This window comes from Paraburkholderia sp. D1E (assembly GCF_052682275.1).
The window spans coordinates 6,946,157-6,962,680 of record NZ_JBQYMB010000001.1 but is presented as its reverse complement, the minus strand read 5'-3'; the positions used below and the strand labels follow the sequence as shown (position 1 = coordinate 6,962,680).

Annotated in this window: 14 protein-coding genes and 1 pseudogene; 9 read left to right on the top strand and 6 right to left on the bottom strand. The window is 61.4% G+C overall.

What is annotated here, in order from left to right; all coding sequences use genetic code 11:
- The first annotated feature begins 104 nt into the window (after nt 1-104).
- The 3 genes from ACUN0E_RS31360 to ACUN0E_RS31350 all read left to right on the top strand — a co-directional run bounded on the left by ACUN0E_RS31360 (nt 105) and on the right by ACUN0E_RS31350 (nt 3,028).
- Nucleotides 105-764, top strand: coding sequence for a response regulator (locus tag ACUN0E_RS31360; RefSeq protein ID WP_408241424.1), 660 nt, complete (start codon nt 105-107; stop codon nt 762-764).
- Nucleotides 764-2,128 carry an ATP-binding protein gene (locus ACUN0E_RS31355; RefSeq protein WP_445569024.1) on the top strand — a complete coding sequence of 455 codons (1,365 nt, stop codon included), beginning with the start codon at nt 764-766 and terminating at the stop codon, nt 2,126-2,128. The genes ACUN0E_RS31360 and ACUN0E_RS31355 overlap by 1 nt, the downstream gene beginning before the upstream one ends.
- 195 nt (nt 2,129-2,323) lie before the next feature.
- Complete coding sequence (locus tag ACUN0E_RS31350; protein ID WP_408241430.1) at nt 2,324-3,028, top strand: ProQ/FinO family protein; 705 nt, start codon at nt 2,324-2,326, stop codon at nt 3,026-3,028.
- Nucleotides 3,029-3,046: 18 nt separating this feature from the next.
- Here ACUN0E_RS31350 and ACUN0E_RS31345 read toward each other — a convergent pair whose 3' ends face one another.
- Complete coding sequence (locus tag ACUN0E_RS31345) at nt 3,047-4,393, bottom strand: TAXI family TRAP transporter solute-binding subunit (RefSeq protein WP_445569023.1); 1,347 nt, start codon at nt 4,391-4,393, stop codon at nt 3,047-3,049.
- A gap of 275 nt (nt 4,394-4,668) precedes the next feature.
- On the opposite strand from ACUN0E_RS31345, the gene ACUN0E_RS31340 reads away from it, so the two are divergent.
- The 4 genes and pseudogenes from ACUN0E_RS31340 to ACUN0E_RS31325 all read left to right on the top strand — a co-directional run bounded on the left by ACUN0E_RS31340 (nt 4,669) and on the right by ACUN0E_RS31325 (nt 8,307).
- Complete coding sequence (locus ACUN0E_RS31340; RefSeq protein WP_445569022.1) at nt 4,669-5,121, top strand: DUF2946 domain-containing protein; 453 nt, start codon at nt 4,669-4,671, stop codon at nt 5,119-5,121.
- A 106-nt stretch (nt 5,122-5,227) separates the two neighbouring features.
- Entirely contained in the window at nt 5,228-6,124 is an 897-nt protein-coding gene (locus ACUN0E_RS31335; RefSeq protein ID WP_445569021.1) for a hypothetical protein, read from the top strand.
- 30 nt (nt 6,125-6,154) lie between these two features.
- Nucleotides 6,155-6,535: a copper resistance CopC family protein gene (locus ACUN0E_RS31330; protein WP_445569020.1), complete on the top strand. Its 381-nt coding sequence runs from the start codon at nt 6,155-6,157 to the stop codon at nt 6,533-6,535.
- A gap of 222 nt (nt 6,536-6,757) precedes the next feature.
- A pseudogene (locus ACUN0E_RS31325) lies at nt 6,758-8,307 on the top strand (IS3 family transposase).
- 312 nt (nt 8,308-8,619) lie between these two features.
- Here the strand turns inward: ACUN0E_RS31325 and ACUN0E_RS31320 are convergent.
- The 3 genes from ACUN0E_RS31320 to ACUN0E_RS31310 form a co-directional block, all read right to left on the bottom strand.
- A complete protein-coding gene (locus ACUN0E_RS31320) occupies nt 8,620-9,822 on the bottom strand; it encodes a porin (protein WP_445569019.1) in 1,203 nt (400 codons plus the stop codon).
- Between the two features lie 132 nt (nt 9,823-9,954).
- Nucleotides 9,955-11,415 carry an amidase family protein gene (locus tag ACUN0E_RS31315; protein ID WP_445569018.1) on the bottom strand — a complete coding sequence of 487 codons (1,461 nt, stop codon included), beginning with the start codon at nt 11,413-11,415 and terminating at the stop codon, nt 9,955-9,957.
- Nucleotides 11,416-11,460: 45 nt separating this feature from the next.
- Nucleotides 11,461-12,774, bottom strand: coding sequence for an MFS transporter (locus ACUN0E_RS31310; protein ID WP_445569017.1), 1,314 nt, complete (start codon nt 12,772-12,774; stop codon nt 11,461-11,463).
- 363 nt (nt 12,775-13,137) lie between these two features.
- Here ACUN0E_RS31310 and ACUN0E_RS31305 point away from each other — a divergent pair, with 363 nt between their 5' ends.
- The gene (locus tag ACUN0E_RS31305; RefSeq protein ID WP_445569016.1) at nt 13,138-14,070 is read left to right on the top strand and encodes a LysR substrate-binding domain-containing protein; all 933 of its coding nucleotides are present in this window, start codon (nt 13,138-13,140) and stop codon (nt 14,068-14,070) included.
- A 44-nt stretch (nt 14,071-14,114) separates the two neighbouring features.
- Here ACUN0E_RS31305 and hpaC read toward each other — a convergent pair whose 3' ends face one another.
- Nucleotides 14,115-14,663, bottom strand: coding sequence for a 4-hydroxyphenylacetate 3-monooxygenase, reductase component (hpaC, locus tag ACUN0E_RS31300; protein ID WP_408389433.1), 549 nt, complete (start codon nt 14,661-14,663; stop codon nt 14,115-14,117).
- Nucleotides 14,664-14,933: 270 nt separating this feature from the next.
- Here hpaC and ACUN0E_RS31295 point away from each other — a divergent pair, with 270 nt between their 5' ends.
- A complete protein-coding gene (locus ACUN0E_RS31295) occupies nt 14,934-15,596 on the top strand; it encodes a response regulator transcription factor (protein ID WP_408338004.1) in 663 nt (220 codons plus the stop codon).
- Nucleotides 15,597-15,667: 71 nt separating this feature from the next.
- Here the strand turns inward: ACUN0E_RS31295 and ACUN0E_RS31290 are convergent, their stop codons facing one another.
- Nucleotides 15,668-16,411, bottom strand: coding sequence for an SDR family NAD(P)-dependent oxidoreductase (locus ACUN0E_RS31290; protein ID WP_408230375.1), 744 nt, complete (start codon nt 16,409-16,411; stop codon nt 15,668-15,670).
- Nucleotides 16,412-16,524 lie beyond the last annotated feature (113 nt).

Sequence of the window (16,524 nt, the reverse complement as noted above, 5' to 3'; positions counted from 1 at the left end):
ATAAGCCTCCCTTCAGCGTCGCCTAAGGGTCCCATAAGGACCACATAAGGAAGCCTTAAGCTAACTGGCTGGACAATGCGGGCAAACTGGAGGGAGGAGAGGCCATGCGTCTGCTACTGGTCGAAGACGACGACATGATTGCGGAGACGGTGTTGGGCGCGATGCGCCGCTCGGGCTACGCGATCGACTGGGCCGAAGACGGCCGTGCGGCGGAACTGTCGCTGGGCAACGGCGTGTACGACCTCGTGCTGCTCGATCTCGGCTTGCCGAAGAAGGACGGTATCGACGTGCTCAATGCCTACCGCAAGAGCGGGGGCGCCGCGCCGGTGATCATCCTGACCGCGCGCGACGCGGTCGACGAACGGATTCGCGGCCTCGATGCGGGCGCCGACGATTACCTGATCAAACCATTCGACCTCGACGAGCTGGCCGCGCGGGTGCGCGCGCTGTTGCGGCGGCGCACCGGCCAGAAGCAACCCATCTATGCGCACGGCGAGCTCACACTCGATCCCGCGGCGCATGAAGTCACCAAAGGCGGCGATGTGCTGCCGCTCGTGCCGCGCGAGTTCGCCTTGCTGCAGGCGTTGATCGAAGAGCCCACGCGCGTGTTCACCAAGCCAGAGCTGGAAGAGAAGCTCTACGGCTGGGGCGAGGAGGTGGGTAGCAACACGATCGAAGTGCACGTGCATAGCTTGCGGCGCAAGATCGGCGCGGACGAGGTGGTGACGGTGCGCGGCGTGGGCTACCGTCTGAAGAGGTGCTGATGACGTCGATTCGCCGCTGGCTGCTGGGCTGGCTGATTTTCGGGCTGGCCGCGGCGTCGGGCGTGGCCGGCTACGGCATCTTTCACACCGCGCGCGAAGAGGCGGGCGAGCTGTTTGACTACGAACTGCGCACGGTAGCGCTGTCGTTGCCATCGAATCTGGCCGGTTCGAGCGACGGCGAGCATCGCAATCCTGATCTGGGCGATCTGGCCGACGACCGGATCGTGATCGAAATCTGGGACCGGTCCGGCAATCTTATCTATCACTCGAGGCAGGCACCGGTATTCTCGCGTTTGCCGGCGGGTTTCAGCACGATCGAGCGCGGCGAGAATCACTGGCGCGCGTTCGGTTTGGAGCAGCCGGACCGCTATATCCAGGTTGCGCAGCCGATCTCCGTGCGCGAAGACCTTGCGCTACAACTGGCGCTGCATACGCTGTGGCCGCTCGGCGTGCTGGTGCCGGTGACGATCGTGCTGGTGCTGCTGGTGGTGGCAAGGGGGCTGGCGCCGATCGGCGGCCTGACGCGCGCGCTGACGACCCGTTCGATCGATTCGCTGGAGCCATTGCGCCTGGATGGCAGCGTGCCGGTCGAAATCAAGCCGCTGGTCGAAGCGCTCAACGACCTGTTGCAACGATTGAACGTTGCTTCGCAGGCGCAGCGCACCTTTATCGCCGATGCCGCGCATGAGTTGCGTTCGCCGCTTGCCGCGCTGAAGCTGCAACTGCAGGCGGCTTCCCGCGATGGGTCGTTAAAGGGCGAGGGACAAGCGCTGGAGCGCGTGGAGGAGCGGGTCAACCGGATCATTCACCTGGTGCAGCAGTTGCTGACGCTGGCGCGTGAGGATGCGCATCCCGTGACGTCGATGGTGCCGGTGAGTTTGCGCCGGATCGGCGAACAGGCGGTGGGGGATCTTTCGCTGCTCGCAGAGACGAGGGAGATCGATCTCGGGCTCGAGTGCGAAAACGCGAGCGCGGGCTACGACCCTTACACGGTGCTGGCTGAGCCGCATGGGATGAGTGTGTTGCTCGGGAACCTGATCAACAACGCGATTCGGCACACGCCGCGGGGTGGGCGCGTGGATGTGATTCTGAAGCGGTCCGGTGAGCGGGTGGGGTTTGATGTCGTGGATAGTGGGTCCGGGATACCGGAAGCTGAAATCGAGCGGGTTTTCGATCGGTTTTATCGGGGGGAAGAGGCGCAGGGCGACGGTAGCGGGCTTGGACTGGCGATTGTGTCGCGGATCGCCGCGCGGCATCAGTTGGGGGTTTCCTTGCGGAATAATGAGGGGCGGGGTGGGTTGTGTGTTTCGGTTTTTGGCCTGGCGGCGGGTGGGGGTGGGGTGTCTGTTGATGTCAAGAGGTGATTTTTTGCCTGCGCGGCGCTTGGTTGTTTGTCGGCTTGGCGCGTTTTTCTGTGTGCTTTTGGTGTTGGTCTTTCCTTGATTTCTTCTGAGCCACAGCGGAACGCTAACCAACCTGAACATGCACCGCATCACCCCTGTCACGAGTACGTTTCAACACGCTGCTACAATCTTGTCTTTCTCGATTGATTTTGCGCTATGGGTTTCGAACAACTCGCTGAATTGAAGAAGCAACTGGCTGCGGCACGTGCCGAAGCTGCACCTGCGGCCAAGCCCGTCGCCCAGCCCGGCGCGAAGCCTGCCCGCAAGCCGTCGCCGCCGCGCCGTGCCGCTTCCAGGGCAGACGCGAAGCCTGCCGCCGACGCAAGGCCCGCGGCTGATGCAAGGCCTGTGGACCCGGTAGTGAAATCGATCGGTAAGCTGCAAAAGCGCTTCCCGAACGCGTTTCCGAAGAATCCGGCGCCCAAGCTGCCGCTCAAGGTCGGCATCTTCGAGGACCTCGTGGTTCACGCGAAGGAGCTGTCGCTGAGCGAAGCCGAATTGCGCGACGCGATCAAGACGTGGTGCCGCGGTAGCCGCTACTGGAAATGCCTGGTCGAAGGCGCCGCGCGCGTGGATGTCACGGGCGGCGAAACAGGCAAGGTCACGGCGCAGGAAGCGGCCGGCGCGCAGCGTCTGCAGGCGCATCGCGCAGGCAGAGGCGCGGCGAAAGCAGCCGCTGCGTCGGCTGATGCGTCAGCCCATGCCGCGGGCGCTGAAGTTGCTCCGGGTGACGCAGCCGGGCAAGCAGCGGCCGCCCCGCAAGCTGACGCGCTCAGCCAGCCGCAGACCACCTCGACGGAAACTCCGGCCGCCGAATCGACCATGCCGCCGGCAGCACCGTCGGCCACCGCCGAAGCATAAAGAAGCCCGCCGCCCCGTCTAGGGGCGGCTGCCTTGCGCCGCGGCCAGCCGGCCGCGTACGAAGCCGACGTGCTCGCGCAGCACATAGAACGCGTCGGCGTATGCAAGCGGCATGCGCAAGCGGTTAAGCGACGCCTCGATTTGATCGAGCTTCGCGAACAGCCGCTTGCGCTCCTCGTCGGTCGAGTCGGCGAATGCCCCGCGTTCAATCGCAATCAAAGCACCGTAATAGCGATAGATGCGCGAGCGCACGCGCCATCGGTACAGTGCCGGAATCAGCCGCATCGTCGGAAACAGCAGCACCGCCATCGGCAGCAGCAGAACGAGCGTGCGATCGCCGATGCTCGCGAGCCAGAACGGCAGCGCGCGGTATAGAAAACTCTTGCCGGTCTTGTAGTAGCGCTGTGCGTCTTCGCTGATCTGATATTCATGGGCGACTGGACTCGGGAATTCCCCCGCGTGCTGCAACAGCCCCGCCGTGCCGTGCACCTCCTGCGCGGCCTCGATCAATAAGTCGGAAATGGCCGGGTGCAGATTTGTCCGTGCCACAAGTTCGACCGTCGGGCTGATCAGATGGATGGTGTCGGGCGGAATTCTGCGCCTGAGGTCAAGCACGCCGGGCGGCAGGTCGATCTCGTTGAGATAGGGAAAGAGGCGCGTATAGGCGCTGGCTTCGTCGAAATTCATCACGGAGATGCCGGGCACTTTCAGGAGCCGCAGCATCAAGCCGCGCGTGGCGGAGTCGCCGTTCAGGATCGCCGCGTCGACGTCGCCCGCCACGAGTTGCGTGGCGGCCTGCATGCCATCGCTCGGGACCAGCACCGTGTTGCCGCCCGGTTCAATGCCGTTTGCTTCCAGCAGTTTGAGCGCCAGCAGGCGCGTGCCGCTGCCTTCGCGGCCGATTGCAATCCGTTTGCCTTCCAGTTCTGAAAGCGCGCTGACGCCCGTGCCGCGGTAGAACACCACCACCGGGATATAGAAAACGCTGCCGAGCGACATCAGGGACGATGTATCGAGACCGTCGGCCACGCCGCCTTGCACGAGCGCGAGATCGACATGCTGTTTCGGGTCCAGCAGACGCTGCAGATTCTGCACGGAGCCATCGGATTCCAGCACCTTCAGCGTGATGCCGTTGCGGGCGAGGATCTTCTTGTACTGATCTGCGGCGACAAGGAACGAACTGTCGTGAGGGCCTGCGCTGATCGTGATGGTCTTCGGCGGCGCCGGATCGACCAGCCAGACGATCAGCGTGATCATCAGCACGAACAGCGCGGCCACGATGGCGTAAGGCAAGGTGTGATCGCGCCACTCCGCATGCGAATCATCGCCGGGAAAGTGCGGAGGACGCGTGCGATGCGCTTTCATGGATACTCCGTGCGGATAGCCGGGATGAAGCATTGTCTACCGTCGGCAGCGGATTTGCCGTTGGCAGTTTGCTCTATTGACCGCGGGTAGCCGCCGGACCATCGGGCGACGAATGAAATTCCGCCATGACTATGCCGTAGCGCTGCAGCGCCGCAACCGATGCGCGCGCGGAACGCAGGTGAAATGTCCGGCATAAGCAACGCGTTACCGATCAGGACACACGAGAGGCCGTGGCATAATCCACGACAGCATCTAAACGTGTCGCCGGGCGCATCTTGAGTCGTTTCCATCGGAAGATCGGTAGTTGGCTGGGATTGTTTGCGATCCTGATGGCCACACTCGCGCCGGCGATCTCGCATTCGCTCGCCGCACGCAACGGCGGTGAAACCGGAATGGAAGCCGGGCATTGCTCGATGCCGTCGATGGCGTCCATGTCGGAGATGGATGCTACATCCTCGATGTCGTCGACATCTTCCATGCCCTCCATGCAGGATCAGGCATCGGACGACACCGGCAGCAAACACACCCAACACTCCGCTACGTCCGACGGCGACGCCTGCGGCTATTGCAGTCTGCTCGCCCACATGCCCGTGGTGCCGAGCGTCGAGGCGCTGTTCTCCGTCACCGTCCGCGCCCTTCGGCATACCGTCGCCACCCGCTTCGCGAGCGTTCGCCGCGTCGAGCCACTCACCTTCGCGCAGCCTCGCGCCCCTCCGTTCGCCTCCTGATTCGAGTCATACCGGCGCGATGCCATGACCGTATCGCGGTGCCGCCGCACGTCTGTCTGTAGACGCGCGCACCGGCACAGTCACGATCTATGAACAGGATGAAACCATGCAAACCCAAGCAACGCGCAGCGCGATACCGCTGCGCGTGGCGTCGCTCGTCGCGACTGCCGCCAGCGCATTTCTCTTCGCTCCTTCACTCGCCGGTGCTCACGCGATTGCGGGTAATCGCGTCTTTCCCTCGACGATGGCCGTCGACGATCCCGGTGTCGGCGACGAAGCCAACTTCGAATACGGTCACCAGCGTGTGCCGGGCGATACCGGCGATCAAAGCATCAATACCTTCGACTTCGAGTACGACAAGCTGATCACGCCGCGGCTGGCGGTGTCGGTGGACGGCACCTATGCGATGCAAAACAACCCAAAGGCGCACGGCTTCGACAACTTCGGCGTTGGTTTGAAGTACCTGCTGTACGTCAACGATGAACACGAGTTCATGGCCTCCGTCGGAGTAAACGCCGAACTCGGTGGTACGGGAAGCCGCGCGATCGCGGACAACTTTTCGACGATCTCGCCGACGATCTACGCCGGCAAGGGCATGGGCGATCTTCCCGCATCGCTTGGCTTTTTGCGGCCGATTGCGATCACGGGTGAAGCGGGCCCGGCGCTGACAACAGGGGCGGGGCAGCCGAACGCGTTCAACTACGGTTTCACGGTGCAATACAGCCTGCCGTATCTGCAGCAGCACGTGCACGACATCGGTCTACCGCAGCCTTTGGCGAACGTCATTCCGCTGGTGGAAGTGCCGCTATCGAGAAGCCAGGGACAGACAACCGGCACGGTCAATCCGGGCTTCATCTGGATCAACCGCTATGGCCAGTTCGGGGTTGAAGCGCAAATTCCGATCAACCACGCGAGCGGCTCGCACGTGGGCATTCTGGTTCAGGCCCACATCTTCTTCGACGACGTCGCGCCGACCACGATCGGCAAACCTCTCTTCCAGTAACGCAGCAATACTGTAATGCAGGAGCAAACGATGAAAAACGATCGATATGACTGGCTGCGCACAGCAGCGAAGGTGCCGTTGCTGATTGCCGGGCTCGTGTTCGCGAGCGCCGTTTTCGCCCATGTATTTCCGCAGAAACAGGAGCCGGGGGCGGGCGCGACGGTGGCGTCGCCCGCACAGGTCCGCGTGATGTTCGACGGGCCGCTCGAGCCGTCGTTCAGTTCGCTGACGGTTACCGACGCGAGCGGCAAGCAGGTTAACACGGAGAAATCCGTGGTGGATGGGCATCAGACGGCGCTGATGACTGTGCCGTTGCCGGCGCTCGTGGCGGGGCACTACACCGTGCACTGGGTGGCCGTGGCCTCTGATGGGCATCGCACGCATGGCGATTATGTGTTTGATGTGAAGTAGTTTGTTTTTTTTGCCTGCGCGGCGCTTGTCTGTGTTTTTGTGGTTTTGGCCTTTCTTGATCTGGTTTTTTGGCCTTTCCTTGAATTGATATTGGATTATTAGCGTCGCCCCTGTGCGGGGCAGGCACCTACTTTTCTTTGCCCGCTGCCCTCCATGTCAGGCTAGTTGTCGCCTCACCCGAACCGATTGATGTAAAGATGGGGGGCGGGCAGCGAATGGAAGATGAAACGCTATTCAGCGGAAACCCGGGAGTGGGTAATCCAGCAGATGATGCCGCCGTTCAATCGTGCGGTCATCGAGCTGGCGGGGGCGACGGGCATCACCACGGTGACGCTGCGGACCTGGCGGCAGCATGCAAGAGATACAGGGAAATTCATGCCGGGCAATGGCAAAACGGGCGATCAGTGGTCAAGCGCCGGGAAGTTCAGGGCGGTGCTGGAGACGGCGTCGCTCAACGAGATCGAGACCTCACAATACTGCCGCAGTAAAGGCATTTATCCGGAGCAGATCCGGCAGTGGCGCGAGGCGTGCGAGCAGGCCAACGCGGTGCCTGAAACGAAGCCCACGGCGGCCCGGCGCAACGAGGCGAAGGCTGCGCAAAAGCGCATCCGTGAACTGGAGCGCCAGCTCAAACGCGCTGACGCGGCCCGTGCGGAGGCGGCGGCATTGCTGAACCTGCGAAAAAAAGCCGAAGCGATCTGGGGCAAGGAAGAGGACGACTGATCAGCCGCCCGGATCGTGAAGAAGCCATGCAGCTGATCGATGAAGCCGTACAGCAGGGGGCACGCCGTGCGCGTGCATGCGAGCAGTTGGGACTCAGCGTGCGCAGCGTCCAGCGCTGGCGCCTGTCGCCGCAGGACGGGCGCGCTCAGGTGAAGCGTGCAGCGCCGCCCAACAGGCTGAGTGAGGCAGAACGTCAGGCCGTGCTCGATGCGGCCAACCGTCCGGGCTACGCGAGTCTGACGCCGCACCAGATCGTGCCGAAGCTGGCGGATGAAGGGATTTATCTGGCTTGCGAATCGACGTTCTACCGGATCCTGAAGGCGGCGGGACAGGGCCAGCGCCGGGGCCGCGCGCGAGCCCCGCAACGACGCACGCTTACGACGCATTGTGCCGATGGTCCGAACCAGGTGTGGTGCTGGGATATCACGTGGATGCCGGGCACGGTCAGGGGCCGGTACTTTTACTGGTACATGATGAAGGACATCTACAGCCGCAAACTGGTGATGAACGAGGTGTGGGAGCAGGAGTCGGCTGAGCACGCGAGCGAGTTGCTGAACAAGGGATGTTTGCGTGAAGGTATCGCCGGGCGTCCGCTGGTGCTGCACTCGGATAACGGCAGTGCAATGAAAGGCGCCACGATGCGCGCGGCCATGATCGATCTGGGCGTGCAGCCTTCGTTCAGCCGGCCGCGTGTGAGCAACGACAACGCCTTTGCCGAGTCACTGTTCCGTACGGCCAAGTACTGCCCGTTATGGCCTGAGCAGCCGTTCGACACGCTGGAGGCGGTCCGCGCATGGGTGCAGCGCTTCGTCCAGTGGTACAACGAAGAGCACTGTCACAGCGGCCTGAAGTATGTCAGTCCGGGGCAACGGCATCGCGGCGAAGCCAACGATCTGCTGGCCCGCCGGTGTGCGCTGTACGAAGACGCGCGCAGGCAGAACCCCGCACGCTGGTCAGGTGCCATCCGCAACTGGCACCTGGCAGACTCGGTCTATCTGAACCCGGAGCGAACTCACGCGTCGGCCAAAATGTATAAGCACGCAGCGTAACGGTTCATGCGACAACTACCTTGACACACACCGGCTGCAAAGAAAAGTAGGCAAAAGAAAGCAGCTCAAACCGCTAGCTCATAAGCGGGTCCCCTGGCTTGGAGGGGGTAGTGGCGCATCTGGAATCGGTGTTCTCGCACCTTCAGCCGTAGTGACAAAGCGCTCATCAGTGCCTGCCCCGCGCAGGGGCGACGCTAATAATCCAATATCAATTCAAGGAAAGGCCAAAAAACCAGATCAAGAAAGGCCAAAAACACAAAAACACAAAAACACAAAAACACAGACAAGCGCCGCGCAGGCAAAAAAACAAAATCAAAACTTATGCCGCATCCCAACCCTCACAACAGCCTGCTTATCATCGGCCGACGCAGAAGGCCCATTAATGGCGGCTACGGCCTGCTTCCCCGTCGAATCCGTTCCAGAAGCTTTCTGATAAATCCCAATCAGATACACATCGGTACGCTTCGACACGAAGTAGTCGATCCCAGAAGCGACCTGCTGATAGATCGCCCCTGTCATGCCCTTAACCGAACTCCCCTTCGTATAGTCATACGCCACGCCACACAGCAAATCAGGTGTGATCTGATACTTGAAGTTCACCTCCGCATTATTCAACGTAGCATTGCCGCTCAGCCCGCCCGGATTCGGCCCCGAAGAAAGATCGCCAAGATCACGAAAACTCGTATTCGAATAAGTCCCACCAAACGTCGCCGCCCCGAAAAGATAGGACGCCCCAGCACCAATCACATGTAATGATTTCGCTGACGCATACCCGGAATACACAGGTGACACCATGTTGCTGCCCGGCACGCCATTCACACTGGCAGCAGGACTACCGGTACTGCCAAAGAACGACGTATTCGGATTGGCGACATCGAGATAACCCACGCCAAGTGCCAACGGCCCATTCACATACCCAGCCGACACCGACCAGATCCGGTTGCGGGAAAAATTGCCCGCGACGCCGCCCAGGCTATACATGCCTTCCACCGTCAAACCACCATACGTGTTGCTGGTGAACTTGATCGCGTTGTTCGTCGAGTTGGTGTTGTTGATGTTGTCGAGATCGCCAGGATGCGCCGCCATATAGCCGCCCCATTGATCACCAACCTCAAACGGGCCGAGGATGTCGACGTTCGTGTCGTACTGACGGCCGAGCGTCACCGTGCCGAGAGGTCCCGACAAACCGACCCACGCCTTCTTGCCAAATAACAAACCGCCCTGGCCGAGCTTGCCGGTGCTTGCGTCAAAGCCGTTCTCCAGCATGAAGATCGCCTTCATGCCGCCGCCGAGATCCTCCGCGCCGCGCATGCCCCAACGGCTTTGCTGCATCACGCCGCTCAACAGGCGAACCGCGCTATGGCCGGAGACGCTGCCGTTGGCGTTGACCGTCGCCGCATTGCTGGTGTAACTCAAACCTTCATCGATAATGCCGTATAGCGTGACGGCACTCTGTGCATGCACCACGGCCGGAAGGGGTGCGGCGAGACATACTGCCAGTAGCGTTTTTTTCATGTGGTCTGACGCTCAAGTTAGAGAAAGTGCGAAAAGTGACGGACGTGTTCGCTCCCGCGAGCCACGCGTTGCTTGTCTGCAAGCAGCCAGCGGCGAAACCGGCTACTGGAAGAACCTCGGAATTAGCGGTGTTTAGCGCCCGGTAATAAGCGGCGGACGTATCGTGCTGTGCGCCGCAGCAGCCTCATAGGCGTGGCCGAATTGCAGCAGACCCCAGTCGTCGCGAAAGCGTCCGGCGATCTGCAAGCCGATCGGCAAGCCGGACGCGCTAAAACCGCACGGCAAAGCGAGCACAGGCGATTCAGTGGAAGACAGATACCAGCAGATGCGCATCCAGTCGATGTACGAGTCGTAGCGCATGCCCATAAATTCAGTGGGCCAGCGCAGATCGGCGTCGAAGGGCAGCATCTGCGTGGCGGGCAGCACGTAGTACGCGTGATTGTCCATGAAGCGGCGCATCCGCTCGAACAACGCCGTTTTGCGTACGAACATATCGCCCAGGTCCGAGGCGGACAAAGAGCGATGCAGACGGCACTCCGCTTCGATTTCCGGCTTCAGTTGTGCGCGTGCCCCGGCATCGAGCCGATCAACCAGGCTGCCGATCATCCATGCACGCTCAATGCGAAACACGTCCTCGGCATCGCCGAGATCGGGGTCGGCGAATTCCACTTCGCAACCCATCGACTCGAATACGGTGGCCTGGGCCTGCACGGCCCGCTGAATCTCGGGATCGACAGCAAGACCGGCAAGCTGGACCGACATGGCGATGCGCGTGCCGCGAAAGTCGCGCTGCAACGGTTGTGCGAAGCGCGAGCCTGGTTCGCTGATTTCGGTCGCGGTTTCGCCGGAGGGTCCGGAGATCGCGCTGAGCAGCAAAGCGGTATCGGCGACATCGCGCGCCATCGGGCCATCGACACCGAGCGTCGCCCAGCCGTTCGAATCCGGCGCGCGCGGCACACGTCCCGGCGACGGACGCAAACCGACCACTGCATTCCACGCGGCCGGATTGCGCAGCGAGCCACCCATGTCGCTGCCACAAGCGAGTGGATTCATCCCACACGCAACGGATGCCGCTGCGCCGCCGCTACTTCCTCCAGCGGATTTGCTCAGATCCCACGGATTGCGTGTCACGCCAAACACGTCGTTGAACGTGTGCGAACCGGAGCCGAATTCAGGGGTGTTTGATTTACCGATCATCAGCGCACCCGCGGCGTCACAGCGGCGCGCGATCAGTGCGCTGTGCTCGGGTACGTGATGTTCGAAGGCCTTTGAGCCGAACGTAGTGCGCACGCCGCGCGTCGCGGTCAGGTCCTTCTGCGAAACGGGCAGGCCGTGCAGGGGACCTTGCCAGACGCCGCGTGCCCATTGCGCATCGATTTCAGCGGCACGGCTGCGCAAACCGGATTCGTCGGCGATCGTCACCAGTGCGTTGACTTGCGGGTTGACGGCCTCGATACGTGAGAGGTGCGCATTCAGAATTTCGACGGCGCTCACTTCCTTCTTGCGCTGCAGATCGAGCAACGTAACGGCGGACAGGTCACAAAGTTCGCTGCTCGCAGCGAGCGGTATATCGGCATGAAGAGTGTCTGACATGAGAATTTCGCGGTATGGGAGAGTGAATGACGCGTGTGTGGCGCCCTAGATGTCTTGACGTGTGCGGTCGACCACGAACAGGAGCGCGACCAGCGAGAGCACCCCGCAAACGATCACGTACCAGGCGGGTGCGGCCGGATTCCCGGTCGCCTGAATCAGCCACGTCACGATGAATTGCGCAAAGCCGCCGAAGATCGACACGCCCGCTGCATAGGCAATGGAAAGTCCGGTTGCACGCGTGCCGCGCGGGAACATCTCCGGCAGCATCGAACCGGTCGCGCCCGCGTTGATGGAATGCAGCGCTGCGAGCGCACAGATCACCAGATATAAAGTGCTGATCGAAGGCGAATGCTGGATCAGATAGAAGCCTGGCAGAATGAGCACGGTCAGCAGCACGCGCGAGATGAAGGCGACGCGTTTGCGGCCGAACGTGTCGGACCAGATGCCGCCCACCGGAGACATCACCAGCATCACCGCACCGGCGAGAATCCCGCACCAGAGTGCGGCATCCATCGGCAGATGCAGCACCTTGATCGCATACGTCGACATGTAATAGATCACGATGAAATGCGCCGACGTGCCGCCAACCACCAGAAAAAGGGCCACCAGGACAAGGCGCCAGTCACGTTGGAGAACAGTCTTCAGCACGCCTGTGGAATCGGCCACGGCGTCGGCAGGCGTATCCGCTTCGTCGTCTAGACGCGAACGCAGATAAAGGCCGAGCGGCGCGATCAGCACGCCTGCAAGAAACGGAATACGCCATCCCCAGGCTTCGAGCGAAGCTTTGTCGAGGTAATGCGAGAGAAGGAAACCAACCAGTGAGCCTGCCAGCGCGGCCGCCCCCTGGCTCGCGAACTGCCAGCTCGTGATGTAGCCGCGTCGCGCTGAAGAGGCGCGTTCCGCGAGCAGCGTGGTCGCGACGCCGACTTCGCCGCCCGCGGAAAAACCTTGCAGCAGACGCGCGGCGACGATCGCGAGCGGCGCCGCGATGCCGATTTGTGCGTAGGTGGGCATCACGCCAATCAGGCCGGTGCCGACCGCCATTGTCACGAGCGTGAGATTCATCGCGGTGATGCGGCCGAAGCGGTCCGCCAGCACCCCGAACAGCACACCGCCAAGCGGTCGTGCGATAAAGCCGATGCCGAACGTGCCCACCGAGAGTAAGAGTTGCTGTTGCGACGAAGCGAGCGGGAAGAACAGCTTGCCGAGCAGCACGGCAAAGAAGCTGTAGACCGTGAGATCGAAGAATTCGAACGCGTTGCCGATCGTCGTCGCGACGATCAGCCCGCGAGTCGATACGCCATGCCGCGCGCTTTGACTGACATCGTTGAGCGAAGAACTGAGTGAAGGTGACTTCATGAACGGGATCCCTCTGGAGGTGAATCAATCCGTGATGCTTCGATATCGTTTCGACAGTGCTTCAATATCGGTTCGAGCGCTTTGATCGGGCAGAGCGCCTTCAATGACGACGACAGGAAAAGTCTAGGGAGTCAAAAAAGCGTTCTGGATTTGCTTTTTCTTATTGTGATAACGCTGGGTTATCGCGCCCGGCTGGGCTGGGGGTTCGGGCTGAAGCAGGACTCATGCAGGCCGCACGGCAATGGGTATTTGGGAGCATGGCCTCGGTTTTTCTCGCGGTGTACCATCGATTCAAGCCGCCAACCGCTTCCTGACGCCGACCGTTGTCCCTCGTTCCCTAACCGTTTATCCGACCGCTTACCCGTGAAATACAACCAGTTGCGCGCTTTAGTGGCGATTGCCCAGCACGGCAGCATTCGCGCCGCAGCCAAAACGGTGTGTCTGTCCCAGCCCGCGTTGACCAAGGCGATTCGTGAGCTCGAACAGGAGTTGGGCGTGCCACTGGTGTCGCGCAGCGCGCGTGGCGCGCAACTCACGCAGTACGGCCAGGCCGTGTGTGCGCGCGCGAGGCTCATTCTTGCGGAGATGCAGCACGCGAAAGACGACGTGGTCCATCTATCCGGTCAGGCGGGTGGGACGGTGTCGTGTGCGGTCACACCGCTGGTGTCGCTGAAGTTTCTGTCGCGCGCCATTCACTCGTTCCGGCAACGCATGCCGAAGACGCGGCTCTCGGTTCAGGAGGGTTTCCTGACAGCGGCGTTGGCCCGGCTGCGCGATGGCTCGCTGGACTTCGTGATCGCGATCGTCGATGAAAAGAAGCTCGCGCCGGAATTCATGTTCCGCTCCTTGCTCGAAGGCGAGTTGATCATTTCCGCTCGCAGAGGGCACCCGCTGGCGAATGCTGAATCGATCGCGGATCTCGAAGGCGTGGAGTGGATGCTGAACACCACGCCCGAAAGCATCGGCCAGTCGCTTCAGGATTTTTTCGTGCAGCATGGGGCAAGCGCGCCGAATGTGGTCGTGGAGTGCAGTTCGTTCAGTGCGAGTTTTTCGTTGACTGTGAGCAGCAATCTGCTGTCATGCTGTCCGAAGAGTTTTCTGGAAACGGACTGGATTCGTGAACGAATCGTTTCGGTGCCGGTGCGTGAACCGTTGCCGCGCGTGTCGGTAGGCATCATCTCGCGGCGCGATGCATTGAATACGTCGGCCTGCGATTATCTGATCGACTGCTTTGTCGAAGCCGTTGCGGCCGTGCCGCAGTTTCAGTTCGATATCCATAGCGCGGGCGTGATTTAAGCGAGCCACGGGCCGCGGCCGAATTCAATTGCTACTGTCGCGCATCAATGCGATGCAGAGCGTTTGACACGGTGAAAATTGCGATCGAAATAGATCAACCCGTCACCGTCCGCACGCACGCTGATGCCGGTGATTTTGACGAACATTACCGAGTGCGAACCCACTTCCTTCAGATCGACGATCTCGCCCTGCAGACTCGCGAGTGCGTCGCGCAAGACCGGTACGTCATGCGCGCCGTCGTCCCAGATTGGCCAGCCAAAGCGTTCTTCCATCGGCACCTGCGTCATGCCCGCGAAATGGCGCGCGAGCAATTCGTGCTCACCAGGCAGCACGTTGATGCAAACATGCCGGTTGCGTTCGAAGGTGGCGTGCATTGCACTCGAACGGTTCAGGCAGACGAGCAGCGTGGGCGGCGTATCGGTAACAGAGCACACGGCGCTCGCGGTGACGCCGCAGCGTCCGTGCGGACCGGCGGTCGTGATGACGTTCACGGCCGCGGATAAATGCGCCATGGCCTGACGGAATTGCTGTTTTGCTGCGAGGTCGGTGTCAGCGACGGTGGTCGATTGCGTCGCGTGTGGGTTCGGCTTCATGTTCTGGGTTCCTCTGGGCGCGGTAGGGGGCTGGATTCAAGCGTAATCAATCCACGTACGGAAAAAAATCAGCGCGAGCGGTGCGCGTGGGGGCATCTTTCCCGACTCGTCTAAAGCTTTCCCCTATGCACGTCTGCATAGAGTGAGCGCCTGAGCGGCTTTTATCTGCGTCACAGGGTAACTATCGCTTTGCAGCGTTTTTTTCACTGGTTATCATGAGCCGGCAAAACGCTTCGAATCGCACACTTCCCGAACCGTTCCACCTACGCCATGTCCCAGCAGCCTCAGTCCGCTCCACCTCTCGCACCGATCGTCTACATCGTCGATGACGACAATGGCATGCGTACGTCGCTCGCATGGTTGCTCGAATCGGTCGGCGTGAAGTCGGCGGGCTTTGCCAATGCCAGGGAATTTCTCAGCGCTTTTGATCCCGGCGTACCCGCATGTCTCGTGCTCGATGTGCGCATGCCGGAGCAAAGTGGCTTTGATGTGCAAGCGGAGTTGAACCGTCAAGATGCAACGCTGCCGATCATTTTCGTCAGTGGTCACGGCGACATTCCGATGTCGGTGCGTGCTTTGCAGAACGGCGCGATCGATTTTGTCGAGAAACCCTATAACTCGCAGCAGATGCTCGATCGCGTGCAGCGTGCCTTGAAACTCGCGACGCTTCGTCACGCCACCAATCAGAAACAGCGCGAGTTGCGCAAGCGCCTCGCGTCGTTGACGGCACGCGAGAAAGAAGTGCTGCGCGGCGTAATCGACGGCAAGGGCAGCAAGCGTATCGCTTCCGATCTGTCGATCAGTGTGAAGACCGTTGACGTGCATCGTGCGAGCATCAAGGACAAGCTCGGCGCGGCGTCCATCGCGATGCTGGTGCGCGACGTAATGGCGGTGTGGGAGCAGGAGGCGGCCGTGAGCGGCGCGCCTCGTTGAGGCACACCCCTGTGTGAGCGTGAACGTTGGCGTATGCCACGAATGCAACTCACCGCGAACGCGCCGGGCATTTAACGCATGAACAGGCCGCCGTTCACATCCCAGCACGCGCCGTTGGCAAAGTAAGCGTTCTCAGCGGCCAGCATCACCGCGACATCCGCAACATAGTCCGCTGAGCCCAGACGTCCCACCGGAATGTTGGCGATCACCGCCTTCAGTTTGTCGGCCGCGACGCTCTCGTGCACGATCGGCAGGTCCATCGGCCCGGGCGAAATTGCGTTGACGGTCACGCCCGCGGCACCGAGGTCGCGCGCGAACACCTTGGTCAACGTGATGATGCCGCCTTTGGCTGCCGCATAGTGCGCCCCGGTGGCCGACCCGCCGTTCTGTCCCGCCAGCGAGGCGATGTTGACGATGCGGCCAACGCCGGCGTCGGCGAAATGCTGGCCGAACACCTGACAGCCGAACAGCACGCTGCGCAGATTCACGTTGATTACCTGATCGAATTGTTCGGCGGTGATCTCCATCACGGGGACGACTTTGGATGCACCCGCATTGTTGATCAACGCGTCGATGTGGCCCCAGCGTTGCAGGATCGCATCGCGTGCCGATTCGAACGCGGTTTTCGAGGTGACGTCGAGATTCAGCGCGAAGGCGCTCGAACCGTCGGCGCTCAGTTCGCGGGCGAGGGCTTGTGCGGCATCGAATGCAATGTCGCCGATGGCTACCGCATAACCCGCGGCATGAAAGCGCGCGGCAATCGCGGCGCCGAGACCGCGCGCCGCGCCAGTGACGAGTACGACTCTGTTCTGCATTGCTTCTACTCCGTGAGAAAACTGCCGCTTCTGCAGCGGCTTTGTGCATTGCCTGCTTGTCCGGGCCATTGGCCTGGTTCATCCGCCAGGCTTGTTTGGCAACTGCATTCGCC